Raw genomic sequence first — 26227 nt, 5'->3', positions numbered from 1 at the left:
TAAAGGAGAAGATGTTATAAATGGATGATGGCGGCCCGTTATCAAGTATAGGTTTACTTATTGTATGCATAATCATTAACATGATTCTGTACGGCTTTGGATCTGCCATACAGAATATTTCGGATCAGTCCCTCGAAAAACGCGATGGACAGGGTGGCGGAAAGGCAAAGAGAGTCCAGGCAATTATTGATAAGCCTGCCAGATTTGTAGGTACGATCCAGGTCATAAGCTTCATTACTGATATTTTGATAGGCATTATTGTCTTGAATGAATTCGGAGGAATGCTTTCTGACTGGGCATTGAAGGAGTTGACAGGAAACTGGCTGGTCATACCGGTTTCTTACATAATTGTGACCTTGATAATCCTGTTTCTGGTGTTATCTTTTGGCGTTCTGATACCTAAGAAGCTTGCGTCCAGATATTCTGAAGGCTGGTGTTTTTCACTGGTTGATATCGTTTCATTTCTGATGGTGGTTTTCACTCCAATTACTTCAGTCGTAAATATTCTGACTAAAGGAATTCTAAAGATGTTTGGAATGGGACTGAATGAGGAAGTGGAAGAAGTCACGGAAGAAGAAATCATGTCCATGGTGAATGAAGGCCACGAACAAGGTACGATTCTGGCCAGTGAAGCGGAGATGATAAACAATATCTTTGAGCTGGGAGATAAGGAAGCCGCAAATATAATGACCCACCGGAAGAATATCGTTGCCATAAATGGGGATATGACTCTGTCTGAAACAGTCACTTACATTTTAAATGAATCAAATTCAAGATTTCCTGTATACGAGGAAGCCATAGATAATGTGCTGGGCATTCTTCACCTGAAGGACGCCATGATATACAACGAGGATATAACTTTTAGGGATATGCCAATTTCCAAGATACCGGGATTGTTAAGAAAAGCTCATTTCATTCCGGAAACACGTAAGCTGGATGTTCTCTTCAGGGACATGCAGTCCAATAAAATCCATATCGAAATTGTGGTGGACGAATACGGACAGGTTGCCGGCCTCATCGCCATGGAAGATATATTGGAGGAAATCGTTGGAAATATTCTGGATGAATATGACGTCGATGAAGAAGATATTATTTATCAGGAGGATGGCAGCTACCTGGTCAAAGGAAGCATGTTTTTGGAGGACCTGGAAGATGTCCTCAAGGTTGAATTCAATGAGGAGGATTATGATACATTAAATGGATTCCTTATTTCAAGACTGGACAGGATTCCCTCCGAAGATGATAAACCGGATGATCTGTATGTGGATGGTTATCATTATGAGATTATTAGCGTAGAAAACAAAATGATATCTTTAGTAAAAATAACTCCGCCGGCGGGTGATTCTCCGGAAGAGGGAACAGAAAATAACGAAATCAGCGAAGAAAGGGTTTAAACATGTCGGGACATTCGAAGTTTGCAAACATTAAACATAGAAAAGAAAAAAATGATGCTGCCAGAGGTAAGATTTTTACCATTATTGGCCGTGAAATTGCCGTAGCTGTAAAAGATGGCGGCGCGGATCCAAATAACAACAACAAATTACGTGAGATTATTGCTAAGGCAAAGGCAAACAATATGCCTAATGACACGATTGAAAGAGGAATCAAAAAAGCAGCCGGGGACGCGGGCAGCGTGGTTTATGAGTATGTTTCCTACGAAGGCTACGGTCCTAGCGGCACTGCTATCATTGTAAATGCTCTGACGGATAACAAAAACAGGACGGCTGCCAATGTAAGGAATGCTTTTACAAAAGGCGGAGGCAATGTTGGTACGCCAGGATGCGTATCCTTTATGTTTGATAAAAAAGGCATGATAATCATAGACAAAGAAGAATTTGATATGGATCCGGACGAACTGCTCATGATTGCAATCGAAGCAGGAGCGGAGGATCTGAATAATGAAGAGGACAGTTATGAGATTTTAACTGCTCCGGAAGATTTTGAAAAAGTCAAAGAAGCATTGGAAACACAGAAAATTCCTTTAGCCAGTGCCGAAGTAACCATGATTCCCCAGACCTACGTTGAACTTACCAGCGAAGAAGACATCAAAAACTTCAACAAAACCATGGACCTGCTGGATGCCGATGACGACGTCCAGGAAGTATATCATAATTGGGACGAGTAAAAATGCTTGCTTGCAAGAGCATTTTTACGAAGTCCCAGGAGTTAGCCGAAGGCTAACGAAGGACGAGTAAAATCGCCTGTTTGCTTAGGATTTTTATGAAGTCCCAGGAGTTAGCCAAAGGCTAACGAAGGACGAGTAAAATCGCCTGTTTGCTTAGGATTTTTATGAAGTCCCAGGAGTTAGCCAAAGGCTAACGAAGGACGAGTAAAATCGCCTGTTTGCTTAGGATTTTTATGAAGTCCCAGGAGTTAGCCGAAGGCAAACGAAGGGACGAGTAAAGCCACCCAGCATATATGCCATATTGCATATACGCCGGGTGGTCTTTTTTTTGCTAAATTCCAGCGGGTGGAGGATAGTCCAGTTTCTAAATAGAAGGTGCATGTAGCAGCCATTGTGCATTCGTGTACAATAACAAAAATATTATTCGTGCATGGATTTAGTTGAAGATTTGATAAAAAAATGCGACAATGTAGATATCATAAACAGAGGAGATATTAACCGCAAGGTTGAGAAAGGAAAGGAATAAAATATGTTATCTGAAAAAGAAAATGTACTTAAGCTGTTTCATCATGAAAAGCCGGAGTATCTGCCAAGATTCGGGACGGGGATAATCAATAATGTACCAGTTGCAGGCTACTATGAAAGACCACCAAAAAGCCAGGGGGGAGAAGATTGGTTTGGATGTCAATGGACCTTCAAGCCAGGGGATCCGGCTCCTGTACCAGGACCGGAATTTATACTGGAGGATGTCAGTGAATGGAGAGAAATTGTAAAATTTCCGGACCTGGATGCATTTGACTGGGAAGAAGCTGCAAAAACAGACAGGATTCCGGTTTTTGACAGAGAAAACAATGCTCTGTATCAGATGATTCATAATGGTTTGTTCGAACGTCTTCACGTATTGATGGGATTTGAAAATGCGCTTTGTGCACTTCTTACGGATCCGGAAGAAGTATATGAACTTTTTGGCGCAATTGCAGAGTACAAATGCAAATTGGTGGATAAGTTAGCACAGTATTATAAACCGGACATCATCTGCTATCATGATGACTGGGGCACACAAAGAGGCCTGTTCTTCTCACCGGAAGTGTGGAGAAAGCTTATCAAACCTCATACAAAGACCATTGTCGACCACGTCAAAAGCAAAGGGATAATATTCGAGCTTCATTCAGATGGAATGATTAAGGATCTTGTGCCTGAAGTCGTGGAAGATTTACAGGTGGATTCCATTCAGTTAATGTCTATAAATGATATAAAGGAACTGAAAAAGATCACCGGGAATAAAGTTGTATACAATACGTTTTTGGATATGCAGAAATATGATGTACTGGAAGCTGCAGGACATCTTTCAGAAGAGCAGCTGAGGGCTTCCATACGTCAGGAAGTAACGGAACTGGCTGAAGGTGGGTGCTATATTCCGTCATTTGTTCTGGTAAGACCGGACCAAATGAAAATCATCAATGATGAGCTGGACAGCTTCAGAAAAGATGTCTACAAATAAAGGCTTTTAATTTTCTCCAATACAAAACAGCAGTCCCCTTCGATACGGGCTGCTGTTTTTGCGTTGGATATTTTTATTGAAGATGCAGGTCAGGGTGCCGGGTTTTTAAAACATATTTTAAAATATAAATAGACATCAGAATATAACTCTTTATATCTGGATTTTCTTCATTGAAATCAATCAGCAATTTGATTCTTTCCATGCGGTAGTTCATGGTATTTCGGTGAATGAACAATGTTTTTGCTGCTTTCACGACATTACGGTCACAAACTAGGTACTGGAAAAGAGTCTCCAGATATTCCGTCGAATTCTGTTTGTCATGCTCATAGAGTGCGATTATTCCGGGATGACATACCTCAATGGCGCTGTGGTTCTCCAGTCCGGCTTTTATGAAGCCATAGAGCCCGAACTCTTCTTCGATAAACAGGTTTTTATTATTTGTGATATTTTTGCAGAACGAGATTATGACTTTTGCCTGGTGGTAGTATACCTTCATGTCATTGAAGCTGGCAAACCATTTGCTGAAGGCCCCTTTGGAATGGTGCGTAAGCAGAAATTCTTCCAGTAAGTCCTGGATTCTGCCTAATTTATAATGGTCCCTTTCAACATGGAATACGACAATCAGGTTGTCTTCGAACTCGAAGGATTTGCATTCGAAATTGTGTCTTTCCATGGAATGGCTCAAAATTCGGACCGTTTCGGAAGGATTATTCTCTTTTTCCATTACAAACAGAGCATAGCCGCCGTTTATATTCCAGTTGATGGAACTGAGCTGCTGCTGGATCAGTGAATGATCCACAAGATTTCCGCTGATTACATCGCGGAAGAAGTGCTCATGAAGAAGTCCGTTCAGGGAGAAAAAATCCACATTATCCTTTATGTATCCAACAAGTAAGCGACCCAGAACATCGGCAATTTCCTTGTTCGTCTGTAAGGGAGGGCTGTAAATGCTGACAATGAAGATATGGGCCCTGATGACATTGTCGCAGAATATATTGCGGCAGGTATAGGGAAGATTAAAAGCCTTGGTAGGAAAAGAAAAGGCGTTTTTAAATGAATTTATTCGATCAAGCTCTCCGCTGTCCAGCAGAGATTTGACCACGTATAGGGGCATGTAGCCGTACTTCTCCTGGTAATGCCATATTGCGCTTATATCTCCCATAATGGTAGGAGTGGTGTGTGCAATCATTTTCAGGCTGAGATTTGTAACGTAGACAGTTTCACGTGTGACCATCCGGCACAGATTCAATACATCCACAAGCGGTTTTTTGTCCAGCAGGGCTTCTTTGACTGCATTTTCCCAGTGCTCAAACCTGTCAAATATATCAATAATCTGATTGAGAATGTCGTCCGAGAAAAAATTCTCCTGAAATGTGATGGAATGTATGGCCGCTGTCTGGTTTTGCGTACTGATCAAAGCAACCGCATCCCATGTTTCCGGATTGTATTGTTTTGAAACCCGATGCAGGTCCACATAAATGTAATTCGCATTTAAATCCTGAGGAGTCATGGGTAAAACCCGCACGCCATCATAAAAAGGTCCTGGAAGTTCAGGCACTTTTAATATTCCGGAAGGACTCCGAAGGTTCTCGTGAATCAGCATCAAAGATAATTTCATTGTAGACACCTCGCATACATTTTTTCTTGACTATAACATAAAATAAAAAAAATCCTATTTCTCAAAATGTCAATATAATGGTATTATATAATACAAAACCAGAATTGGAAAGGAGGGGTGTTCCAGAATTCTGACAGGAGGACTCAAGATGTACGAGTATTTGTGCTTTTTTTTGTTTTATGCATTTGCGGGCTGGATTACGGAAGTCGTATATGCAGCTGTTGATACGGGGAAATTTGTCAACCGGGGATTTTTGAACGGACCTCTATGTCCGGTGTATGGATTCGGGGTGATTGCAGTAGTCAGGATTCTGTCTCCGGTTCAGGAAAATCCGCTTCTTTTGTTTTTTGGCGCGGTTCTGCTGACTTCAATTGTTGAGCTTGCCTCAGGATGGTTATTGGAAAAGGCATTTAATGAAAGATGGTGGGATTATTCAGATGAACCATTTAATTTCCTGGGATATATCTGTATTAAGTTTTCTCTATTCTGGGGATTTGCCTGTCTGTTCATGATTAAGATAGTTCATCCGGGTCTTGTCCGACTGATTGAAATCCTGCCGAATAAGGCAGTGTATGCCGTACTTATCGTTTTATACAGTATATTGCTGATCGACATTCTGGCGACTGTTCAGACAGTGCTGAGGCTTAACAGGCAGCTGGCCGAGCTTAACCGGATTGCAGGAAAGTTTCATGATATTTCAGATGACATAGGTGAGTTTCTATATTCTGAGAGCATGAAGATGGTGGTAAAAGCAGAAGAGATAAAGGAACAGAGGGAAAAACTCATCAGACGGGATTTTTTTGGGAAAAAGAGACTTATGAAAGCCTTTCCTAAAATGTCATCCAGGAAATACATGTCTGAACTGAAGCAGCTTAAGAAAAACCTGGGGCTCCTTTTTGAAAGGGAAAAAGAGGAAGAATCCGAAAAAAAGGGGGAGGCGTAGCGGCTGGTCCAAAGCAGTGTTTTCATGGAAATGGCAATGCAACACCGTAATCGGATCTCAAATACTTTGGATGCGCAGGATTGTACTTACAGAATAATTGTGTTACAATTAACGCATAAGTAAAGACTACAGACGTCATGCAGACCCATTAACAAGTTACTGGCAGAATTTTCTTGCAAGAGGGAAAGGAAGTGATTTTTTATGCCTGAAGTATTTCCAAATAACCAATTATGGCATCGTGGAGGTGTAAGGCTGAACATCAAACCTCATCTTGAGATGACAGAAGAGGAAAAGGCCCATGTTGCAACCTGTAAAGGTATCAAGAAAGAACATATCTGTAAAAATCCTATTTTCAGGTGCTCTAAGTGCGGCAATTATGGGTGTGTCCAGGAAGTCGCAGAAAAATGTACGGACCAGGGCTTCAAGAATGACATCTGCCTCCAGTGCGGTGCGACCGGAACCTTCATTCCGGTAATGGAAGATGAACTTGAAAGGTTCAAGGCTGAATGGGAAAAGAACGATATTTAGGTTTTAACAAAAAAGCCGGCGTCTGCAGATGCTGGCTTTTAATTTGTGCTTGGAAGGACAAGTTTTGGTTTTGACTTTCCTTCCGGCTTTATTGAATAACAGGAAAAAGAGGACATAAGATGACAAAGAGCGAAATAGCGGAAATCAAAAAACAATTTACACACACGAACAGTTCAATCACTAAGATATGCGGCTGTTATGTCGATGGCGAAAAAGAAATAAAAACAAAGCTTCAAGAGACCTTTTTATGCCTGCCCGAAGAGGAGACCTTTAAATACTTTGAAATATTGAAAAAAACATTGTCCGGAACCATAGGAAAAAACCTCTTGAATCTGGATTTTCCAATGAAAGAGGAATTTGAAGGAGGAACGCAGGATTTTCTTTTGAGATTAAGAAACAGTGAACTGAAAGATGAGGCGATGATCGACGAATTCTTTGAAAGAATGATTCAAATCTATGATTATGTCGGAAATTATCTTATCCTTCTGGTGTATGGCAATTATGATATCCCGGGTAAATCCAGCGACAGGATTATGTTGGAAGATGCTTCAGATGAGGTGTACAGCCATGTACTTTGTTCCATTTGTCCGGTGAATCTTTCCAAGCCGGGATTGAGTTATAACCCGGATACAAAACTGTTCCAGGGAAGAATCCAGGACTGGGTTGTAGGTACGCCCTTAAACGGATTTCTTTTTCCGGCATATAATGACCGCTCCACGGATATTCATTCTGTTTTATATTATTCGAAAGATTCCGACGAGCTGAAGGATGAGTTTGTAGGCCAGATGTTTGGCTGTGAGGTTCCCCTTTCCGCAGGGATTCAAAAACAGGCATTTCAGGAATTGCTGGAGGAAACTCTGGGAGACGATTGCGAATATGATGTAATCCGAAATATCCATGAAAAAATCAGTGAAATTATTGAAGAAAATAAGGATATGCCGGAGCCGGCCACGCTGAATAAGGCAGAGGTAAAAACTCTGTTGACGGAAAGCGGTGTTTCACAGGATAAACTGGCAGGTTTTGATGACAGTTTTGAAGAAAAAGCAGGCGGAAATAAAACACTGCAGGCCTCCAATTTAATTAATACAAGGACATTTGAAGTAAAGACGGCGGATGTTGTCATCAAGGTTAATCCGGACAGGCTGGATCTAGTGGAGACAAAAATGGTGGATGGACGTAAGTGTATTGTAATAGCAGTCAGCGATCAGGTCGAGGTTAACGGAATCAATGTGAAGACAATCCAGATGTGACAAAGTCACAGATATAAAATCCAGAATTGATATAATTTAAACAAATAGAAAGCGGCAAATCAAGGAGGATAAATTTATGTTTGATTTTTTGAAAAAAAGTGATACTGAGGTTATACATGTCAATGATATTGATGGATTGATCGGAAAAATTGAATTAATTGATATACGGGAACCGGGAGAGCTCAGGGGCGGAACCATTCTGACTGCAAAAAACATTCCCATGGGACAGCTGCAGAACAACCCTGGAAAATATCTATTAAAGGATAAGACATATTACATTATGTGCCAGTCGGGCGCCCGGAGCGCCAGAACGGTCCGGGCACTTTCAAAAGAGGGCTACAAAGTTATAAATGTAGCTGGTGGATTTGGAAGTTATGTGGGTACAAAAAGAAAATAGATACAGAGATGAAGCTGGATGCCTGATGTACAGGAAAGGAAGGTAACATGTTCGAAGGAATCGCATCGGGAAATATAAGTTTTCTGCTTGTATTTATTGAAGGGGTATTTTCTTTCTTTTCACCGTGTGTTTTGCCGTTAATTCCCGTGTATATGAGTTATCTCGCGGGAAACACCAAAGAGATGTCAGAGAATGGAATTGTCACATATAACAGGAAGAAGATGATATGGCACACTTTGTTTTTTGTACTGGGGATATCCATTGCGTTTTTTATCCTGGGCATGTCGTTTACGGCTTTGGGGAATTTCTTCAACAGCAGACAGATACTTTTCACCAGAGTCGGAGGAATTATCATTGTACTGCTTGGTTTGTTCCAGATTGGTTTTTTTGATTTTAAATTCATGCAGAAGGATAGAAAATTCCACCTTAATCTGGGCAGCAGGAAAGTGAATCCTCTTATCGCACTGGTTATGGGATTTACATTCAGTTTTGCATGGACCCCCTGCGTTGGGCCGGCTCTTTCTTCCGTGCTGATTATGGCATCGGGAGCATCTTCCAGGCTTACGGGGAATTTACTGGTTACGGTATATGCAGCTGGATTTCTGATTCCGTTTATTCTGTTGGGATTATTTACCACACAGGCGCTTGGTTTTCTCAGGAACAAGAAAAAAGCATTGAAATATACCATTAAAGCGGGAGGGCTCATACTGATTCTGATGGGAATTATGACCTTTACAGGCTGGATGAACGGGGTGTCAGGCTATTTGAATCAGGTAACAACGACAGAGGTCACAGACACGGGAGAAACGAATCCTACAGGACAAACGGAGAGCGAATCGACCGTTGGGGATTCGAAGAGCGCCAGTAACGCGATTCCGGCTTTTGATTTTACACTCACGGATCAGTATGGCAATACCCACACTCTCTCAGATTATAAAGGCAAAATAGTGTTCCTGAATTTCTGGGCGACCTGGTGTCCGCCTTGCAAACAGGAAATGCCCGACATACAGGCGTTATATGAGGAATTTAATCTGAACCGGGATGATATAATAATTCTCGGGGTGGCAAATCCAAGAAGTCAGCAGTATCCAAACAATCAGGATGTCACAAAGGGAGAAGTAGTGGAATTTCTGGCTGATGCCGGGTACACATTTCCAGTGGTGTTCGACGAAACGGGAGAAGTGTCAGCGGATTATTCTATTTCAGCATTTCCAACTACATTCATGATTGATAAGCAGGGCAATGTTGCAGGATATGTACCGGGCATGATGACAAAAGAAATTATGAAAAGCGTGATACAGCAGACAATGGATGCTGCAAATTAAGCCCAACCCTCTTTGAAGAAAAGAGGGTTGTATTTTGTCATCATTAAAATTAGATGAATGGAACTTTTCTGTTGGATGTGATAGAATATAACGGTTAATTACAGAAATAGGGGGGATATGTCATGAAATTTCAAATGGTACATGAAAACTATAATGTGTTAAATCTGGAGAAATCCCTGCAGTTTTATCATGAAGCCTTGGGACTTGTTGAGAAGCGAAGAATAGCGCCGGAGGACGGCTCTTTCATAATCGTGTATCTTGGAAATGAAACCACAGATTTTGAACTGGAACTTACCTGGCTGAAAGACAGAGAAAGACCATATGATCTGGGGGATTGCGAATTTCATCTTGCATTCACTACACCAGATTTCAAGAGTGCCCATGCCCTTCACGAGAAAATGGGCTGTATTTGCTTTGAAAACGAACAAATGGGTATTTATTTCATCCAGGATCCCGACGGTTACTGGCTGGAGGTTATCCCGGAGAGATAGGAGTAAATCTTGAATATTCAGATATTTGGAAAATCAAAATGCTTCGAAAGCAAAAAAGCGGAGAGGTATTTTAAAGAACGCGGGATTAAGGTCCAATTTATAGATGTCATTGAAAAGGGAATGAGCCGCGGGGAATTTAACAGTGTAAAACAGGCGGTAGGCGGGCTGGAAGATATGATTGATGAAAACTGTAAAGACAGGGACCTTCTGGCACTGATAAAATATCTTGCCGAAGAAGATAGGGATGAAAAAGTTCTTGAAAATACCCGCCTGATTAAGACTCCGGTAGTCCGAAATGGGAGACTGGCAACGGTTGGCTATAAACCGGAAATCTGGAAGAACTGGCAATGAAAAAAGAGTGTGAAGAGAGAGCTGTTCAGTGGAACGGGACGGAACTGGCTTATAAATTATACCGTAAAAAAGTCAAAAATATAAACCTGCGTATTAAAGGGAATGGAGAGATAGTCGTATCTGCCGGGAACAGGATTCCTTCGGGTTATATTGATGAATTTGTAAATTCAAAAGGACAATATATCGAAAATGCAATCACAAGGCAGAAGGAAAGGTTGAATAACCCGGTGAATGTACCCGCTCATCCAAAGCAGACTTTAGAGGACATATGTAAGGAAGTCTATAATATTTTCAAACCGTACAGTCTTGCATATCCTATAATCAAAACCAGGAAGATGACCTCACGATGGGGAAGCTGCCATCCTTATAAGGGAATGATTATTCTGAATAATAAGCTGCTGGAAGCTCCTATAGAATGCATTGAATATGTGGTTTTACATGAATTTGCACATTTTCTGCATCCAAACCATTCAAGGCAGTTCTATGATTTCGTTGAAGGGCACATGCCAGACTGGAAAGAGCGAAAGGCTTTATTAAGACGTGTTATTTGATACAGAGTGGAGGAATTATGTTGAAAGTTAAAAGCAGAAAAAACCATATAGCTTTTGTCGTGTGCCTGGCCTTTGTCCTGGCCATTTTAGGGATTATATTGGATAAGGGGATGGAAACGGAATACCTGGTCGGATTGATCATATTTGCAATTCTGGGCATCGTTAATTTTGTCTTGGCATTTTTTAAAAAAGATCATGAATAGAATTCAAAAACATTATTATTCCCTGAATGACTATTTGCAGGAAGAATATGGAGAAAAAATATATAAACTGGCCTTGAGCGGCAGCATGACCTGTCCGAACCGGGATGGTACCATTGGCACTGGCGGGTGTATTTTCTGCAGCCAAGGGGGGTCCGGTGAATTTGCCGAATCTCCAGACCTCAGTATTACAGGGCAGATTGAGGCTGCGAAAAAAAAGATAAGAAATAAAATGACAGGCAGCAGGTACATTGCTTATTTTCAAAATTTCACGAATACATATGCTCCGGTTCCCTATCTGGAAAAAATCTACAGGGAAGCTGTTGAGCATGAGGATATAGTAATCCTTTCCATATCTACAAGGCCGGATTGTCTGGGTGAAGAGGTCATGGAACTTTTGGGGAAAATCAACCAGATCAAACCCGTATGGGTAGAACTGGGGCTTCAAAGCATTCATGCTAAAACATCCCAATATATCCGCCGGGGATACGAGCTTCCCTGTTTTGACGAGGCAGTAAGGAAACTGAAGGGTTTGGGAATCAAAGTGATAGTTCATGTTATTCTCGGACTGCCGGGAGAAGACTCTCAGGATATGCTTGAGACCATTGACTATGTGGGAAGGGCAGGCGTGGATGGGATTAAGCTTCAGCTTTTACATGTAATTCGGGATACGGACCTGGCAGGCGAATATAAATTGGGGAAATTTGAGGTTTTAAAACTGGAGGAATACATGGATATCCTGCTTCAGTGCATTGAACACCTTCCGGCCGGAGTGGTCGTCCACAGGATAACCGGTGATGGACCGCGCAACCTGGTTGTTGCCCCGATGTGGAGCCTGGATAAAAAGAAAGTTTTGAACTCGATTAATAAGCAGCTTCGTGAGAAAGATGTCAGACAGGGCATACAGTCTATATCCTGTTGAAAACAACGCAGCACCAACCGGTCACGGTCGGCGCTGCGTTGTTTTCATATTATTTATTGAGTCTTAGTATCAGTGAATCAGCGTCTATACCATGAACAAGGCAGGCTTCCTCCAATGTTTCCATCTGTGAAGATGGACATCCCAAACAATGCATGCCGAACTCCATCAGTATCGGAGCATAATCCTCATTCATTCTTAAAATCTCACCTATGAGCATTCCTTTTGTAACGTTCTGCATTTTAAATCCTCCTATATTTTTTTATACAATAAATGTAACATAAAATCATAAAATGGATGTTGCGCGCGCAACGCACATTCATGCTTCTTAAATGTATGATAAGAGCATAAAGAAATCAGGAGGAAAGAAAATGAGCGCTTTTTTGGGACCAATTCATTACTGACTGTATAATAAAATTCAAATTCAAGATAAGATTATCGAAGATATACTCAAGGAAGGAGAAGACATCAAGCCGGATTTACAGAGCATTCTTGAAACGAAATTCGGCCTGTCGGAGAACAGACCCTTGGATCAAGTAATCGATGCAAACAATATCCATGGCTGGCTTCAGGAACAGGTCGCCAGATCCGAGTTCAAGCTTGCCTATGGAATTACGGAATTATTATCCGTAGAACCGAAGTTCATTGATAATCTTACAGATGTCTTCATGAAAGCAGGTAAAAGCCTCAAGGGTTCCATTTCCGCTATAAATGCTTCCTTAGCCTATAAAACAATCAGTGACAGCCTTCTAGACGGGATGCCGTGTGACCATTCAAATCAGGTGCTTGAAACGGGAGAAGAAAGTGTTACTTGGAAACGGGTATCATGTGTTCATTCGCAGTATTGGGAAAAAGTCGGAGGAAAGGTAGAGATTTACTATCAGTTAAGGGATGAATTCATTCAGGGCTGTCTGTATGATACCAACCTGTTATATGAAAAAATAGACGAAGCGACCAGCAGAATCAGGAGGAAATAATGAACAGTATACAGCTTATGGTGGAAGAACATGATAATATATTAAGGATGCTGGAGATAATGCGCAAAGCATCCTACAGAATTTTAAAAGGTGAAGAAATCAACCAGGATGATTTTAAGGATATGATCAGCTTTGCGAAATATTATGCGGATGCGCATCATCATGGCAAAGAAGAGGAATTCCTTTTCACCTGTATGGTAGATAATCTGGGCAAGCTGGGCGAGAACCTCGTCACGCATGGAATGCTGGTTGAGCACGGATGGAATCGGCTGTTTATAATGGATTTAAAGAATGCCCTCGAACGAGTAGAAAAAGGAGAAGATGAGGCAAAACTGGATGTCATCGCTAATGCCGTTGGTTTCGCAAACCAGATGATCCGCCATATCGGCAAAGAAAATGAAGTGGTCTATACCTTCGCAGAAAAGGAGCTATCACCTGAAGTTCTGGAACACATGAATGCACAGGTTGAAGAGTTTGAGGCAGAAGCAACAGCCAAAGGAATTCAGCAGCATTATCTTGCAATGCTGGACAGGCTGGAAGTCATATATAAATAGAAAATTATTCAGGATGTCTGCTACCAAAAGGTATAGGACATCCTGTTTTTTTGCTGTCAGCAGATGTCTTGTCTATTAAGTTGCGGTTACACCTCAAATATGGTATATTGTTGATTGAAAAACAAGAATTGTGAGGAGAAAATCCATGAAATGCAGTAGATGTGGTGAACCCAGCAGAAACAATCAGGCTTTTTGTAAAAAATGCGGTTCGCCTTTACATATAGCTCCCGATTTCAATATTATAGAGGCAGAACTTGCCGATAATATCGGAAGAGTATTGAGTAATGACTTTGAGATAAACGAAAATATAGAAGAATTAAATAAAATGGACAATCTAGGCATAGAAAAAGTATATGACGAGGGAGAGGAACCGGTCGACCATACATCGAACCCGGAAGTTGAAACAGAAATAAAACACAGCAAGATTCCAAATAAAAAGAAACTGGTTATAATTTCCGTGATTGCTGCTGCAATCATAATTGCCATTGTTATCATTTCCGTGAATATTTTAAAGGAGAACAGCAAAAACACGTTTGAATATCGCTACAGTACGGGTATGGAACTCTATGGGGAGAAAGCCTACAGTAAATCCCTGACTGAACTCCTTGCAGCTAAGGAGCTTGCAGTTTCGGAAACGGATACTATAAAGGTGAACGAAGGCCTGATTTCTGTATATGAAGCGATGGGCGATAAATTTCAGGAGCTTGAGAAACTTTATCTGGAAATGATTGATTTGAACCCTGGGGACGAAGCGTATTATATCTCGCTGGTTAGCCTTTATTCGGATAATGAAATGTACGCAAAAGCTCAGGACTTCATCAACGGAATTGAAGATGAAAAAATCTACAAAGCAATCAGCTCATATGGAGTGATCCCACCCTCTGCCGGCCTAAAACCGGGCGTATATAATAAACTTATCGATATTGAATTGATTTCAGAAGGGGATAATGTTATTTATTATACAGTGGATGGAACGGAACCTTCTTCCGCATCAACAGCATATACGGGGCCAATCAGCATAAAGACAGATGGACAGACGATAATTAAAGCTGTAACTATGAGTGAGAGCGGTTTATTCAGCAAAGTGACCGTGTTCGAATACTCCATCCAGCTGACCACATTATCAGCGCCTGTGATTACCCCTGCTTCCGGAACGTATTCTCAAGATACTTCCATTTCTATATCTGCACCAGAGGGAGCAAAGATTTATTATACATATGATGGAAGTACACCGGACGCAAATTCATCCCCATATACCGGACCAATCAAAATGTTGAGGGGCAATAATGTTTTTCAGGCAATTGCAATAAGTGAAAAAGGTGTTATCAGTCCCGTTGTTACCAATATTTATGATTTAAAGATTTCTCCAACAATTGATCTGACAGAAGCAATGGACCTTCTGGTCGCTTATCTGGGTGATGGCTACAAATGTGAGCATCTGAGCACAACAATTCTGAAGAATGATGAATATTATATTTTCAAGGCAGTGAAGGACGACAACATTAAATATTACGGGGTCAATAATCTGACGGGCGAGATTAAAAATGTGACAGTGAAACCATCTGGAAAAGTCAGCCTGGCCGGATAAAAAACCATCCCTGACACGAAAGGCAGCCTGAATGAAAATCACGATTTTAACAGTTGGAAAAATCAAGGAAAAGTACCTCAGCATGGCAATCGATGAGTATTCTAAGCGGCTCGGTAGATACTGTAAGCTGGAGATAATTGAAACACCGGATGAGAAAGTTCTTGAGAATGCTTCGCAGGGACAGGAAGAAATCGTAAAATCCAGGGAAGCCGAAAGAATTCTTAAAAATGTCAAGGAAGGCTCCTATGTAATCACATTGGAGATCGATGGAAAGCAATTCAGCTCGGAGGAGCTGGCCCGACATGTGGAAGGGCTTGGAGTAGACGGCATAAGCCATATAACTTTCATAATAGGGGGTTCTATCGGATTGCATGAAAATATCTCCAGAATTGCAGACTTAAAACTGAGCTTTTCCAGGATGACATTCCCCCACCAGCTGATGCGCGTCATTCTGCTGGAACAGATTTACAGAAGCTTCAGAATCATAAACGGAGAACCGTACCATAAGTAGGTGCGGTTTTTTTATTATGGTATCACAATGCCCTTCTTGCTGTATTTAAAGAGTATTATTGTAGATATAAACCAACTGCTCAGATAAGGGGACTCAAGTCACTAACTCCAATGAGAATGACAAAAATGCTGTTATTACCTTGGTGGAGGGCTTTGGCAGTAAACTTTAGCAGGTCTCGCTCCTTGCTCCTCCTGCTGACCTGGAAAAAAGCATGAAAGAAAATTATGGAAGTTAAAAAAGTGGAGGGCAAGTGACTCATATCATCAGTCGTTTTGGGAGAATACGAAGCAAAAGACTAAAATCAATTGATTTGATTGAAAAAACAGGTGTATAATGTACTTGACTGGATACGATTTTTATTAGTCAAAAGAAATGGGAATATCCTAAGCAGGTATGAAGAGGAGGAAGAAAAAATGGAACATAAGTTGCCATCGTTGCCTTATAGTATGGATGCATTGGAGCCAACTATATCAAAAGAAACATTGGAATATCATTATGGAAAACATCACCAGGCCTATGTAACCAATTTGAACAAGCTGATTGCCGGTACTGAATTTGAAAATATGTCATTAGAAGACATCATTTTAAAAGCAGAGGGTGGAATCTTTAATAATGCAGCCCAGGTATTTAATCATACTTTTTACTGGAAATGCCTTTCACCGGATGGGGGCAAGGAACCTCAGGGGAAACTGGCCGAAACCATAAATCAAAACTTTGGCTCTTTTACAGCTTTCAAAGAAAAATTCACTCAAACAGCCGTTGGGACCTTTGGGTCCGGCTGGGCTTGGCTTGTAGAAGATCAAAATGGCAAGCTGGAAATCGTGAGTACAAGCAATGCTGGAAATCCAAAGACTGCTGGGAAAAAACCACTTTTGACCTGTGACGTATGGGAGCATGCATATTATATTGATTATCGGAACGCACGCCCATCATATGTTGAAAAGTTCTGGAGTATTGTTAACTGGGATTTCGTTGCTGAAAATTTGTAAAATCAGGACCTGCCGAATTTGTAATTGCTCTTGCTTATGTGGGAGCAATTTCTGTTTCGTTACGATGGATTGGGGAAGGAGAAAATCAATATGCAGAAAATAGTGCCGCATTTATGGTATGACAAGGATGCCAGGGAAGCAGCCCTGTTCTATATCAGCATGTTTGAACAGTCAAGACTTGATACGGTTAAAATTATAAAGAATACTCCATCTGGAGATTCGGAGATTGTGAGATTTGAACTGGCCGGTCAGGAGTTTGTGGCAATCAGCGCTGGTCCTTATTTCAAGTTCAATCCATCCATATCGTTTATGGTCGCCTGCAGTACCGAAGAGGAGGTAAACAAAAAATGGAAGATGCTATCTGAGGGTGGAACAGAGCTGATGGCCCTCGGAGAATACCCATTCAACAAAAGATACGGCTGGATTCAGGACCGTTACGGTTTGTCCTGGCAATTGATGCTTGTAGATGAAGGACAGGAAGTTCAGAAAATAACCCCAAATCTTCTATTTTCAAAGGATTCCTGTGGGAAAGCTGAGGAAGCTGTAAGGTACTATGCAGAGGTATTTAAAAACTCGGAAATAGGAATGATAAGCAGATACGCCGAACGGGAAGCAAAGTCGGCTAAGGCTAAAGTGAATTATGCTGCTTTCAAGCTTGACGGTGTATCTTTTTCTGCCATGGATAATGGATATGATGTGGATTACACTTTCAACGAAGCTTTCTCATTAATCATTAACTGCAGGGACCAAAAGGAGATTGACTACTTTTGGGAAAAGCTTTCAGCTGTTTCCGAAGCAGAGCAGTGCGGATGGGTTAGGGATAAATTTGGGGTTTCCTGGCAGATTGTGCCTTCAAACCTCGACGAAATCCTGTTTGAAGGATCAGAAGATGAAGTGCGAAGAGTGACCGAGGCATTACTGAAAATGAAAAAACTTGACTTGGAGGCTCTGAGGAAGTCGCATTTAACACCATAGATGAGGAAGAGTGATTAATATGTTGTGGACGATTATAGCTGTACTGATTATTTTGTGGCTGCTTGGTTTTATAGCTGGAATTTTAGGACCGTTAATTCACATTCTTTTGGTAATTGCATTGATTCTGATAATAGTGAGGTTGATTCAAGGTAAAAAAATTTTATAATTGAAATTTGTCCGGACGCCTTAACAGACAAGCACAAGTGGAATTGTAGTTCCAGTGTTTGTCTGTTTTTTGCATAAGGTAGCGATTAATATATGATTCTAAAAAAGTATCAAAAAAGATTGACAGACACAATATGGGGATGTAAGATAAAACATATTAACATATGCGCATATTAAAATATTAGAAGACTGAATTACTTGATTGGGGGAAGTGGGAATGAATCAATTAACGAATATATTCAAGATTTTATCTGATGAAAACAGACTAAGGATGCTGGTGCTTCTTTATCAGGAGGAACTATGTGTTTGTGAACTCAGCGGTATCTTGGGTATTCCTCAGCCCAGGATTTCACAGAACCTTTCCAAATTGAGGGATCTGAATTTAGTGGATGATGAAAGAAAGGAAAAATTTGTGTTCTACACATTGAAATGGGACAACAAAATACTTACAGATGCTTTGAAAAATATCATTGATAATATGGAGCATTACCCAAAACTCATTGTCGACAAGAAAAGGCTTAATGATAAAGAAATGTATTTAAATCAGTGTTGCCCTAATCAATGATTAGATAAAAAAGGAGTTGAAAATCATGTTTATATTTGAGTTTTTAAATGACCAGTTATTAAAAATGATGTGGTTGTCGGATTTAGTAAAGCTATTGGTGGAAAATGTGTTTGGCCTGAATGTCTCAGAAAGGCTTGGCGGAAGCCTTCACTTTTTCATTTATGATGTGGTAAAGATTTTCATATTACTATCGGTACTCATATTTATCATTTCATATGTTCAAAGCTTTTTTCCTCCAGAGAGGACGAAAAAAATACTCGGAAGATACAGTGGTATTACGGCAAATATACTTGGAGCTTTACTTGGAACAATAACACCGTTCTGCTCTTGCTCTTCTATCCCCCTTTTCATTGGGTTTACTAATGCAGGGCTTCCGATAGGCGTGACATTTTCCTTCCTGATATCCTCTCCCCTGGTCGACCTGGCGTCCGTTCTGCTATTGGCAAGTATATTTAATTGGAAAATTGCGATTGCTTATGTGGTGGTCGGGCTGATACTTGCGGTTGTCGGCGGTACGATAATAAGCAAAGCAAAATTAGAGGCTTATGTGGAGCCTTTTGTCTACAGCAATCAGATGACATCGATTGAAGAAGAATCAATGACAAGAAGAGACAGGATGAATTTTGGAAAAAACCAAGTAAAGGACATCGTTAAAAAAGTATGGCTTTATATACTTATTGGTGTCGGTATCGGTGCGGCCATTCATAACTGGATACCTGAAAGTATAATCACGGCGGTGATTGGCCAGGATAAATGGTATTCAGTAATAGTTGCAACATTGGTTGGTGTTCCGATGTACGCAGATATATTTGGAACTCTTCCAATTGCGGAAGCCTTGGTATCTAAGGGGGTGGGCCTTGGAACTGTACTATCCTTTATGATGGGGGTCACGGCACTTTCTCTTCCGTCTATGATTATGCTGAAAAAAGTCGTAAAAACCAGGCTGCTGGCCGTATTTTTTTGCATTGTAACAATTGGGATCATTATCATCGGGTATTCCTTTAATGCTCTTGGCTACTTGTTTACTTAGACTTAATAATAATCTTGTAAAGAAAGAGGTTGAAAAAATGGCTCTGAAATGGTACCCGGTTATTGATTATATTAAATGTGTGGAATGCTGTATTTGTATTGAAAAATGTCCTCATGGAGTTTATGATACCTCAAAAGCACCCTCACCGAGTGTAAAGTATACTGAAGAATGTACCGACCATTGTCATGGTTGTGGCGATCGCTGTCCTGTTGGTGCGATTACTTATGTAGGGGAGGATACAGGATGGGTGCCGCCCAAGGGAGATATTGCATCGGCTGAAACCGGCTGTTCATGTGGCAGCAATGGGACGTCAGACAAGAAAATCTTAGTGGAATATTTATATTTGGATTTACAGACTTGTGACCGGTGTATAGGAACGGACAATGTTTTGGTTGAAGTGATGATGGTTCTTACTCCTGCTTTAAATATTGCAGGTTATGAAGTGGAATATAATAATATTGAAATGAAAACCGAAGAATTGGCTAGACAGTATCAGTTTCTTTCTTCTCCCACAATACGGGTGAATGGAAGGGATGTGTGTCAATCCGTCGCCGAGAACAATTGCGGATGTTGCGGTGAAATCAGCGGGACGGATGTTGACTGCCGTGTGTTTGAATACGAGGGAGAAACCTATGAGGTGGCGCCGAAAAAAATGCTTGCAGAAGCAATCCTGCAAATGGTATTTGGACAAACCGAAAGCGGTTGCGATAATGGAGAATATGAGCTTCCAGAAAACTTGAAGACATTCTTTGAGGGGAAGAAAAATCAGGCATGCTCTTGTGGTGGTAACTGCTGCTAACCTTAAGGAAAAAACGTGAATTATATAAAACATATAAAGGAGATTAAAATTATGGCATTGTTTGGAAAGAAGAAGAAAGAAGAAGAAACAACATCTTGCTGCAGCGGCGGCAACTGCAATCCTGAAGGCTCGACTAAAGTTGAGAATCAAGATGCGCAAGGAGCATCAGTAAAAATACTTGGAAGTGGTTGTGCAAAATGTAACCAGCTTGAGGCTGCAACAAAGGAAGCATTAAAACAGCTGGGAATGGACCCTGCAGTTGACCACATAACTGATTTTTCGCAAATTGCGGCGTATGGCGTGATGACGACTCCTGCTCTTGTGATTGATGGCAAGGTGGTTTCTTATGGCAAGGTTCTTAAAGTTGATGAGGTTGTCAAAATATTACAGAAAGCAAGATAGAAAAAGTCCAGGAAGACATTATGTCGATCCTGGATTTTTTTAATGAAACGTATGTTATTTGAACTTGAAATACTCATAATGGATATTTTTGAGTCTAATATTGGAAAGCTTTATATCTTCGAGGATTTTTTTTCTCATGGCAACTGGACCGCAGAAATACAAATCATATTGTATGGCTTTATCCAGTGTGTTTTCAAAGTTACTCTTTTGTAAATATCCGTCCTTTGAGTAGTCGATGAGATGAAGTCTCACATTATTCCTTGTACTTAGGTCAATCAACTCTTTGATATATGCTCCATCTTGTTCGCAGTTATATGAATAGAATAAATCGACAGAATAGGATTCCGGGACAGCGGACTGTAAAAAGGCCCGAAATGGTGTTATGCCGATGCCTCCGGCTATCCAAATCTGATTTTTGGCGGTATTCAAATAATCGAACTTTCCATGCGGGCCGGAAACGGCCAGAACGTCGCCAATTTTCATTTGTTTTTTCAAGTTATTAGTATGATCGCCGGCTCCTTTGATAGAGAACTGTATCTCATCTGGCTTATAGGATGCAGACATACTAAACGGGTGTGAAGGAAGAATCTTTCGCTTACCTTCAATTTTCACAAAAGCAAATTGTCCTGCCCTGTATTTCATTTCTCTTCCCATAGATTTGGCAGAGATTTCAATTATTCCGTTTGCCACTTCTTCAATAGCACTGATTTTATAGCGATATTTAAATGAAGTGATTTCGTAGAAGAAAATGCTGTATAGAGAGAATACGATGCCGAGTATATTTATAAGGTTCATCCAGAGACTGTAGGAACCAAATGAAAAGACCTGATAATCAGCATCCAGATAATAATGAACGATACCGAAAACATAAGGGATAATCATTACTTTATGTAATAATTTCCATGTTTCATATTCAAGCATAAAACTGATTAAGAAAAATATAACCAGCGCAGAAAACACATATAAGCTTAATGGGCCAAGCTCCCTGCCTAAACCGGCCAGGGAGTCTGTTCCGTTTGTGATGCCAGGTGTATAAGAAGTGGCGGAGGATGTCGCGGATATGCTATCTTCCTCCAAAATATTCGGGTTAAGCATGAACTTGTGCAACCAGATTAGAACAACTGCGGCAATAGCGAGAAATTTATGGAAAACATAGGCCTTATCAAGACCGTTGAAGATGCTGTCCACCAATCGGAGGCGGCTGGATATGAAGCTGATCCATGCGAAGGCCAACAGTGCGAGGGAAGCTAACAGTTGGGAATACTGTCGAAAAGTGGAAATCTGGCTGGTCGTGGAGGCAAAATACCAAAAGAAAGATGTTGAAAAAACTGTAATTAATATGAGTATGATTCCGCTATATTTTTTCATGTCATGATGCCTCCTTCTTTCGGTCACGTAATATAATATAGTTACTTTTCTGCTATTATATCAAACTGTTTTAAGAATAACAATTGGATTCACTGGTGGAAAGTGGGTGTCCGAAAGTCGGAAGTGCGCAGACAAGGACTTGGCCGTATTGATTGTCTTTGAAAAAGGGTGTACAATTTGTATGAGGAGAGTAGTGTGATGATTAAAAAAATCAAAGCATTCTTAAGAAAGTTAGGCCCTGGTATTATTACAGGAGCTTCGGATGACGATCCTTCGGGAATAGGGACATATTCTCAGACTGGAGCGAAGTTTGGCTACGGTCTGTTATGGCTGTCCCCAATTTCGTGTATCTTTGCGATAGCAATCCAGGAGATGTGCGGCCGGATTGGCGTAGTGACTGGAAAAGGTCTAACTGGAGTCATGAGGGAAAATTATCCAAAAGGGATTAGTTATTCCGCGATAGTGCTGCTCTTCATTGCGAATACGGTAAATATCGGGGCTGACTTGGGCGCAATGGCCGCTGTGGCTCAGCTGGTTTTTGGACTGCCTTTCGTTTTCTGGATATTGATTATGACCGCATTGACACTTACCCTCGAAATATTTCTGGATTACCGTATTTATTCGAAGGTGCTGATAATTCTCACATTTTCACTTTTCGCTTATTTTGCTACAGCGGTAGTCGTAAAGCAGGATTTGGGGGGCATTCTCCATGGTACTTTTTTACCAAGTGAGCATTTTTCTAAAGATTTAATTCTTAATATAGTCGCGTTTCTGGGTACCACTATTTCGCCCTATCTGTTTTTTTGGCAGGCAGATGAAGAGGTAGAAAAGGAAATCGTCGAATATAAAATAAAGGCCATTGGGAGCGGAAGGCCGGGGATCAGTCACCTGGATATAAACGACATGCGGATAGATACCATAATCGGCATGGTTTTTACTGCTCTGACTGCTTTCATGATCGTCATCACAACGGCAGGAACCCTGCATAAAGAAGGAATCACCTCTATAAATACAGCAACAGATGCAGCCCAGGCTCTCAGGCCGTTGGCTGGTGATTTTGCTTACCTGCTGTTTGCCATTGGAATTATCGGGACGGGACTTCTGGGGGTGCCGGTTCTTGCAGGTTCATCATCATATGCGATTTCTGAGACACTTGGCTGGAAAACAGGTCTTGGGAAAAAGCTGAAAGAAGCCCATGGATTCTATGGGGTAATTACGATTGCTACTATTATCGGTCTCGCCATCAACTTCATAGGGATCGATCCGATGAAGGCACTATATTATGCCGCAGCGGTCAACGGCCTGATGGCCCCACCTCTCATGATCTTGATACTGCTTATTGCGAATAATAAAACCGTTATGGGGTACTATACAAACAAATGGCTGAGCAATACGGTCAGCATTATCGCGACAGCTGTTATGACGGCGGCCGGAATCCTGTTGCTGTTTAATTTATAATAGTGCAGCCCCGGCTATCTAAAAGATAAAGATGGTATAAAGTTTGTCGAATGCAAAATAATAAAATTAGCCCTTGCGGTAATGCAGGGGCTTTTCTGTTTTGTCATACATGGATACATCAGGACGTTGCCAATTTATCAGGGGGCCACTCATCATGAAAATCCACACAGAAAAAGGGCTGGCACCGTGAACCGACCCTTTTTCTGTCTTGAAAGGAACAAAATGAAAGCAAAATATGTTTTTAATACTCACCCACATAAAAATATCACGATTATGAATTTTTGTATGTTGGTTAAACAACACCAATAAACTGGTGGCTCCTATGAAAAAACTAAAAAACTAGAGATTCGCCCTGGTGACGGACGACATACCCGGTTTTGTGAAAAGTCAACGCATTAATTGTCCGAAATCAAAAGGGGAATTGCTCTTGCGTATACATCCTTTGCAATTTTCCCTTTTTCCGTGGTCGAATCAAAATCATCATGTAAACTGATTAAAGCTGCCCCTTTTTCATCGATTATAATTTCGGATAAATATACAAGATCCTTCAATCCCCTGCAGAAACGAGCAAAAGAATGTACATAAAGCGTATCTCCCGGCTGCAGCATATCCAGAATTGCATTTAACTGTTTTCTGGTTGTATACATTGTTTCAATCTGTATCTCGGGTGCGTATGCAAGAAGTTCATTTAATTCCCCTTGGACGTCTTCTCCCTGAGATGTAACAAAAGTGTTTAAATATGCGTATTTCATGTCTTTCTCCCTTGATTTTCAAAAATATAGTGCAATGCACTTTCATAAGGATACCATAATGAAAAAATATTTACAGTTGTCCAAACAACAGCATATGGCAAACAAATATGTTGTCTGACCAACATACAGAATAAAACCGAGATGATATATTGACAGAGGTGAGTGATAAAAAAATCATTTTGCGATTCATACTCCTTCTTGAATCTGCTTCAAAAAAAGACTTAGGAACAGTCTTTTTTTGGTTGGTAAGATAAATTGGCATGGAGAATTAGTCGGTATACGAAAAGAGGAAGCCTGGAATGACACAGGAAAAATTATTTATTAAATTGAAAGAAGAGTTTGCAAAAATAATCGAAGAAAAGCAGCTCTCAATGGATAAGGTAAACATCAGGTCTGAAGCCCTGTCCATTGACGAGGCGATAGGGAACACAAAACGCACAGATTTCCCGATAATTACGGGCAAAGAAGTACTCCTGCAGGCAGAATACAAGGGATTTTATGGCCAGGCTTTTACGGATGCGCCCGCCATATTTGAAGGGAAGCTTTCACAGGTACTGGATATGGATCTGACGAGCGGCGGTCACGGCCGGGGGATCTTCATTGCTGCCATGAATGCGGTCATGTGCAGTCTGGGGCTGGCTGACCATACAATCCACTGTAAAAACGAGGGGCCTGAGTTATGTGCCAAAAAAATCAAGTCATATTTTAAAGAACGGTATGCAGATATCAAAATAACATTGGTGGGATACCAGCCTGCCATGCTGGAGAATCTAGCAGATGGGTTTCGGGTCAGAGTACTGGATCTGAATCCTGACAATATCGGGCAGATCAGATACGGCGTTCAGGTGGAAGATGGAATTAAGGATTACAGCGATGCTGTTCAATGGGCCGACGTCATTCTGTGTACAGGCAGCACCATTTGTAATGGTTCAATCGTTAATTTTCTGGACCTGGATAAGGAAACCATATTTTATGGAACAACGATAGCCGGTGCAGCCGCTATACTGGGATTGAAAAGGCTGTGTTTTGAATCGCTTTAAATAATATTTCATATGACTGGTGTTTGCGATAAATGGCTTACACCTCTAATCCAGAAATTTAAAGAGCAGAGGATGATTATAATGGAAAAAAATTTAATGCGCCTTGTATCTGAATACCAGGAATCTAATAAAGAAGTAGCATTAATTACAGTTATTTATGTTGCGGGCATAGACAATTGCAGCTTAGGTAAAATGATGGTGTCAGATAGTCAGGGCAATGTATTGGCGGGGAATATTGAAAACGGTCTTCTTGAGAAAAAAGCTGCCGAACTGGGCCGGATATGCATAAAAAGAGGTCTTTCACGAAAAGAAACCATTTATGTTGATGAGGGAGTAATAGAAATTTTTATAAATGCTTTTTGTAATCAGGATAATCTGCTAATAGCAGGTGCAGGCACTGTATCCCTGAATATCCATAAAATTGCAAGAATGCTTGGATACAGGACAACCGTACTGGATAATAGAGCCGAGATGCTGACTGAAGATCGATTCCCAGAAGCACATGAGCTCCTTTCTGGGAATATAATTGAAAATCTTCGTACATATCCGATAGCTGAAAATACATATATTGTAATAGCTACGCATAACCATGAGTTTGATGAAGAGGCGCTGCGTACGGTGATCGACTCACAGGCGAATTACATCGGCGTATTAGGAAATAGCCGACGGGTGGCTGAATATTTCAGAAATTTAGAGCCATTTAATTTGCCGGATGAACTCATCAAAAGAGTGCATTCTCCTATAGGATTGGATCTCGGAGGAAAAAAAACGGCAGAAATTGCCTTATCGATTATGGCAGAAATTCAGGCAGTAAAATATAAGCGCACCATGGTTTTTAATAAATAAAATTGAGAA

The 26227-nt window shown here is 40.9% G+C and carries 31 protein-coding genes; 27 read left to right on the top strand and 4 right to left on the bottom strand.

The window, feature by feature from the left end:
* Nucleotides 1–20 precede the first annotated feature (20 nt).
* The 3 genes from BUA79_RS04790 (at nucleotide 21) to BUA79_RS04780 (ending at nucleotide 3626) form a co-directional block, all read left to right on the top strand.
* On the top strand, nucleotides 21–1394 hold the full coding sequence (locus BUA79_RS04790) for a hemolysin family protein (protein ID WP_073993233.1): 1374 nt from the start codon (nucleotides 21–23) through the stop codon (nucleotides 1392–1394).
* A 2-nt stretch (nucleotides 1395–1396) separates the two neighbouring features.
* Complete coding sequence (locus BUA79_RS04785) at nucleotides 1397–2125, top strand: YebC/PmpR family DNA-binding transcriptional regulator (RefSeq protein WP_073993232.1); 729 nt, start codon at nucleotides 1397–1399, stop codon at nucleotides 2123–2125.
* Nucleotides 2126–2654: 529 nt separating this feature from the next.
* Complete coding sequence (locus BUA79_RS04780; protein WP_073993231.1) at nucleotides 2655–3626, top strand: uroporphyrinogen decarboxylase family protein; 972 nt, start codon at nucleotides 2655–2657, stop codon at nucleotides 3624–3626.
* 73 nt (nucleotides 3627–3699) lie between these two features.
* Here the strand turns inward: BUA79_RS04780 and BUA79_RS04775 are convergent, their stop codons facing one another.
* The gene (locus BUA79_RS04775; protein ID WP_073993230.1) at nucleotides 3700–5244 is read right to left on the bottom strand and encodes a PucR family transcriptional regulator; all 1545 of its coding nucleotides are present in this window, start codon (nucleotides 5242–5244) and stop codon (nucleotides 3700–3702) included.
* A gap of 148 nt (nucleotides 5245–5392) precedes the next feature.
* Between BUA79_RS04775 and BUA79_RS04770 the strand changes: the two genes are divergently transcribed.
* The 10 genes from BUA79_RS04770 (at nucleotide 5393) to BUA79_RS04725 (ending at nucleotide 12202) form a co-directional block, all read left to right on the top strand.
* Complete coding sequence (locus BUA79_RS04770; RefSeq protein WP_073993229.1) at nucleotides 5393–6187, top strand: putative ABC transporter permease; 795 nt, start codon at nucleotides 5393–5395, stop codon at nucleotides 6185–6187.
* A 201-nt stretch (nucleotides 6188–6388) separates the two neighbouring features.
* Nucleotides 6389–6715, top strand: a complete 327-nt coding sequence (locus tag BUA79_RS04765; protein ID WP_073993228.1) for a hypothetical protein — start codon at nucleotides 6389–6391, stop codon at nucleotides 6713–6715.
* Between the two features lie 119 nt (nucleotides 6716–6834).
* Nucleotides 6835–7965 carry a DUF4317 domain-containing protein gene (locus tag BUA79_RS04760; protein WP_073993227.1) on the top strand — a complete coding sequence of 377 codons (1131 nt, stop codon included), beginning with the start codon at nucleotides 6835–6837 and terminating at the stop codon, nucleotides 7963–7965.
* A 76-nt stretch (nucleotides 7966–8041) separates the two neighbouring features.
* Entirely contained in the window at nucleotides 8042–8362 is a 321-nt protein-coding gene (locus BUA79_RS04755) for a rhodanese-like domain-containing protein (protein WP_073993226.1), read from the top strand.
* Between the two features lie 47 nt (nucleotides 8363–8409).
* Complete coding sequence (locus BUA79_RS04750; RefSeq protein ID WP_073993225.1) at nucleotides 8410–9687, top strand: redoxin domain-containing protein; 1278 nt, start codon at nucleotides 8410–8412, stop codon at nucleotides 9685–9687.
* Nucleotides 9688–9809: 122 nt separating this feature from the next.
* Nucleotides 9810–10178, top strand: coding sequence for a VOC family protein (locus BUA79_RS04745; RefSeq protein ID WP_073993224.1), 369 nt, complete (start codon nucleotides 9810–9812; stop codon nucleotides 10176–10178).
* A gap of 9 nt (nucleotides 10179–10187) precedes the next feature.
* Nucleotides 10188–10529, top strand: coding sequence for an arsenate reductase family protein (locus BUA79_RS04740; RefSeq protein WP_073993223.1), 342 nt, complete (start codon nucleotides 10188–10190; stop codon nucleotides 10527–10529).
* Nucleotides 10526–11080: a M48 family metallopeptidase gene (locus BUA79_RS04735; protein WP_073993222.1), complete on the top strand. Its 555-nt coding sequence runs from the start codon at nucleotides 10526–10528 to the stop codon at nucleotides 11078–11080. The genes BUA79_RS04740 and BUA79_RS04735 overlap by 4 nt, the downstream gene beginning before the upstream one ends.
* Before the next feature lie 17 nt (nucleotides 11081–11097).
* Nucleotides 11098–11283: a hypothetical protein gene (locus BUA79_RS04730; RefSeq protein ID WP_073993221.1), complete on the top strand. Its 186-nt coding sequence runs from the start codon at nucleotides 11098–11100 to the stop codon at nucleotides 11281–11283.
* Nucleotides 11276–12202, top strand: a complete 927-nt coding sequence (locus tag BUA79_RS04725) for a tRNA modification radical SAM protein MnmL/YtqA (protein WP_073993220.1) — start codon at nucleotides 11276–11278, stop codon at nucleotides 12200–12202. The genes BUA79_RS04730 and BUA79_RS04725 overlap by 8 nt, the downstream gene beginning before the upstream one ends.
* A 49-nt stretch (nucleotides 12203–12251) precedes the next feature.
* Here BUA79_RS04725 and BUA79_RS04720 read toward each other — a convergent pair whose 3' ends face one another.
* Nucleotides 12252–12440: a DUF1858 domain-containing protein gene (locus BUA79_RS04720; protein ID WP_073993219.1), complete on the bottom strand. Its 189-nt coding sequence runs from the start codon at nucleotides 12438–12440 to the stop codon at nucleotides 12252–12254.
* Nucleotides 12441–12726: 286 nt separating this feature from the next.
* On the opposite strand from BUA79_RS04720, the gene BUA79_RS04715 reads away from it, so the two are divergent.
* The 11 genes from BUA79_RS04715 to BUA79_RS04670 all read left to right on the top strand — a co-directional run bounded on the left by BUA79_RS04715 (nucleotide 12727) and on the right by BUA79_RS04670 (nucleotide 20754).
* Nucleotides 12727–13176, top strand: coding sequence for a hypothetical protein (locus BUA79_RS04715; protein WP_073993218.1), 450 nt, complete (start codon nucleotides 12727–12729; stop codon nucleotides 13174–13176).
* Nucleotides 13176–13730 (top strand): hemerythrin domain-containing protein, encoded by a 555-nt coding sequence (locus tag BUA79_RS04710; RefSeq protein ID WP_073993217.1) that lies wholly within the window; start codon nucleotides 13176–13178, stop codon nucleotides 13728–13730. Before BUA79_RS04715 ends, BUA79_RS04710 begins: the two co-directional genes overlap by 1 nt.
* Before the next feature lie 145 nt (nucleotides 13731–13875).
* Entirely contained in the window at nucleotides 13876–15318 is a 1443-nt protein-coding gene (locus BUA79_RS04705) for a chitobiase/beta-hexosaminidase C-terminal domain-containing protein (protein ID WP_073993216.1), read from the top strand.
* A 31-nt stretch (nucleotides 15319–15349) separates the two neighbouring features.
* On the top strand, nucleotides 15350–15829 hold the full coding sequence (gene rlmH / locus BUA79_RS04700) for a 23S rRNA (pseudouridine(1915)-N(3))-methyltransferase RlmH (protein ID WP_073993215.1): 480 nt from the start codon (nucleotides 15350–15352) through the stop codon (nucleotides 15827–15829).
* A 413-nt stretch (nucleotides 15830–16242) separates the two neighbouring features.
* Nucleotides 16243–16818, top strand: a complete 576-nt coding sequence (locus BUA79_RS04695; RefSeq protein WP_073993214.1) for a superoxide dismutase — start codon at nucleotides 16243–16245, stop codon at nucleotides 16816–16818.
* A 90-nt stretch (nucleotides 16819–16908) separates the two neighbouring features.
* Entirely contained in the window at nucleotides 16909–17793 is an 885-nt protein-coding gene (locus tag BUA79_RS04690) for a VOC family protein (protein WP_073993213.1), read from the top strand.
* A 19-nt stretch (nucleotides 17794–17812) separates the two neighbouring features.
* Nucleotides 17813–17959: a lmo0937 family membrane protein gene (locus tag BUA79_RS12970; protein ID WP_143147874.1), complete on the top strand. Its 147-nt coding sequence runs from the start codon at nucleotides 17813–17815 to the stop codon at nucleotides 17957–17959.
* Between the two features lie 216 nt (nucleotides 17960–18175).
* On the top strand, nucleotides 18176–18523 hold the full coding sequence (locus BUA79_RS04685) for an ArsR/SmtB family transcription factor (protein ID WP_073993212.1): 348 nt from the start codon (nucleotides 18176–18178) through the stop codon (nucleotides 18521–18523).
* Between the two features lie 25 nt (nucleotides 18524–18548).
* On the top strand, nucleotides 18549–19553 hold the full coding sequence (locus tag BUA79_RS04680; protein WP_073993211.1) for a permease: 1005 nt from the start codon (nucleotides 18549–18551) through the stop codon (nucleotides 19551–19553).
* A 37-nt stretch (nucleotides 19554–19590) separates the two neighbouring features.
* Nucleotides 19591–20352, top strand: a complete 762-nt coding sequence (locus BUA79_RS04675) for a DUF2703 domain-containing protein (protein WP_073993210.1) — start codon at nucleotides 19591–19593, stop codon at nucleotides 20350–20352.
* Nucleotides 20353–20403: 51 nt separating this feature from the next.
* Nucleotides 20404–20754, top strand: a complete 351-nt coding sequence (locus BUA79_RS04670) for a thioredoxin family protein (RefSeq protein WP_073993209.1) — start codon at nucleotides 20404–20406, stop codon at nucleotides 20752–20754.
* 54 nt (nucleotides 20755–20808) lie between these two features.
* On the opposite strand, the gene BUA79_RS04665 is transcribed toward BUA79_RS04670, so the two are convergent.
* Entirely contained in the window at nucleotides 20809–22122 is a 1314-nt protein-coding gene (locus tag BUA79_RS04665; protein ID WP_073993208.1) for a ferredoxin reductase family protein, read from the bottom strand.
* Between the two features lie 198 nt (nucleotides 22123–22320).
* On the opposite strand from BUA79_RS04665, the gene BUA79_RS04660 reads away from it, so the two are divergent.
* Nucleotides 22321–23580, top strand: a complete 1260-nt coding sequence (locus BUA79_RS04660) for an NRAMP family divalent metal transporter (RefSeq protein WP_073993207.1) — start codon at nucleotides 22321–22323, stop codon at nucleotides 23578–23580.
* A 395-nt stretch (nucleotides 23581–23975) separates the two neighbouring features.
* On the opposite strand, the gene BUA79_RS04650 is transcribed toward BUA79_RS04660, so the two are convergent.
* Nucleotides 23976–24332, bottom strand: coding sequence for a recombinase family protein (locus tag BUA79_RS04650; protein ID WP_073993205.1), 357 nt, complete (start codon nucleotides 24330–24332; stop codon nucleotides 23976–23978).
* Between the two features lie 299 nt (nucleotides 24333–24631).
* Here BUA79_RS04650 and BUA79_RS04645 point away from each other — a divergent pair, with 299 nt between their 5' ends.
* Both BUA79_RS04645 and BUA79_RS04640 read left to right on the top strand, forming a co-directional pair.
* Nucleotides 24632–25372, top strand: coding sequence for a Rossmann-like domain-containing protein (locus BUA79_RS04645; protein ID WP_073993204.1), 741 nt, complete (start codon nucleotides 24632–24634; stop codon nucleotides 25370–25372).
* Between the two features lie 81 nt (nucleotides 25373–25453).
* Nucleotides 25454–26218 carry an XdhC family protein gene (locus BUA79_RS04640; RefSeq protein ID WP_073993203.1) on the top strand — a complete coding sequence of 255 codons (765 nt, stop codon included), beginning with the start codon at nucleotides 25454–25456 and terminating at the stop codon, nucleotides 26216–26218.
* Nucleotides 26219–26227: the final 9 nt, after the last annotated feature.

Origin of the sequence: Parasporobacterium paucivorans DSM 15970 (genome assembly GCF_900141895.1) — a bacterium.
Classification (GTDB): domain Bacteria; phylum Bacillota; class Clostridia; order Lachnospirales; family Lachnospiraceae; genus Parasporobacterium; species Parasporobacterium paucivorans.
This window is presented reverse-complemented; position numbering and strand designations above follow the sequence as displayed.